We start from the raw sequence: 1,702 nt of genomic DNA, 5'->3' as shown, positions 1-1,702 counted from the left end.
AAATTTCTCAAAAAGCTTATTATGCAGAAATTGAACAACGTGGACTCACACGTCTCTTAAAAATTGGCCTTGCGTTTTCGGGAAAGAAGTTTTGTCTTGTTCATGAGATTTCTGCAGTATCTTAATATAAAGATTCCGTTTAAAGTGAATTTAAGATATGATAAAAATCAGAAAGCTTCATACATAAAGAGGATAACATTTTATGAAACTCCCCATTGGGCAAAGTGATTTTAGAAACATTATTGATGGAAACTTTAATTTTGTTGATAAAACGCTTTTTATTAAGGAAGTAATTGAGGAAGCGCCAACTGTCATATTGATCACGCGTCCGCGCCGATTTGGTAAGACGCTCAATCTTTCAATGCTTCAGTATTTTTTTGCGCCGGAGGTGAGAGGCATTCCAACAAAAGGACTTTTTGACGGGCTTAAGATTTCTCAAGAAACTGTTTATGAAGAATATCAAGGCCAAGTTCCTGTCATTTCACTCTCTTTTAAAGATGTGAAAGACAATAATTTTGAGAAGGCTTATGATAAGATATATGAAATTATCGTAGATCTTTATCAAAATTTTTCTTATTTGCAAAAAAGTGATGTTCTTTTAGAAGAACTCAAGCTCCTCTATGTGCGAATCCTAAGAAGAGAAGCGAATCCGGCGCAGCTTGAAAATTCTCTTAAAACACTTACAGAATGTCTTTTTGATCACCATAAAACGCCGCCTCTTATTCTTATTGATGAATATGATACGCCTATCCATGGAGGATATCTGAATGGGTTTTATGATGAAATTGTCTCTTTTTTTCGGAATTTCTTAAGTGCAGGGCTTAAAGACAATCCCTGTCTTTATAAAGCTGTGCTCACTGGAATTTTGCGGGTTTCGCGGGAGAGTTTGTTTTCAGGACTGAATCACCTAAAAGTCTATTCTGTTTTGAATTCCCAATATAGTTCTTATTTTGGTTTTATGGAAAGTGAAGTTGAGGGTCTTTTGAATCAAGCTCAGATGACAGAAAAAGTAACAGACGTTAAAGATTGGTATAATGGATACCATATGTCGGATGTAACGGTTTACAATCCGTGGTCGATTCTTAATTTTATTCAAGAAAGAGGAATCCTTCAGCCCTATTGGGTGAATACATCTGATAATGAGTTGATTAAAACACTTCTTTCAAGATCGAGTTTTTCTTTTAAGGATGATTTTGAGGAGCTTCTTCAAGGAAAGGGAATTGAAAAGCTTATTGATGAGAACATGGTATTTTCTGATTTAAAAAGAAACAATCCAACATCAACTTGGAGTTTATTTTTAATGACAGGGTATTTAACCGCTTTGGATCATCATCACACACCGCGTGGCTCATTGTGTAAGCTTTCTATCCCAAATAAAGAAATTAGTTTTTTACTTCAACGGATTATTGAAGGATGGTTTGTCCAAGATTATGGACTTGAGTGGTATGAGCAATTCTTAAATTCTCTTTTGCGAGGGGAGATGGAGAAGTTCTCTGCTGGCTTAAAAGAACTTATTGATCATACTGTCAGTGTTCATGATACCGGAAGAAGCCCAGAGGCTTTTTACCATGGGCTTATGATTGGGCTTACGGCAAGTCTTCATGCCTCTCCTCTTTATGAAATCCGTTCTAACCGCGAAAGTGGATCGGGCCGCTATGATTATGCGATTATTGCAAGAGAACCTCAGACGCTCAGTATCCTC

Annotated in this window: 1 protein-coding gene; it reads left to right on the top strand. The window is 36.5% G+C overall.

The annotated features are described in order from the left end of the window. Positions 1-202 precede the first annotated feature (202 nt). The coding region (locus tag JSS34_08835) for an AAA family ATPase (GenBank protein MBS0186399.1) at positions 203-1,702 on the top strand (1,500 nt) is incomplete at its 3' end.

It is taken from the genome of Pseudomonadota bacterium (genome assembly GCA_018242545.1).
In the GTDB taxonomy this organism is placed as follows: Bacteria; Pseudomonadota; Alphaproteobacteria; order 16-39-46; family 16-39-46; genus 16-39-46.
The sequence above is the reverse complement of the archived record's forward strand: the minus strand, read 5'-3'. Positions and strand labels throughout refer to the sequence as shown.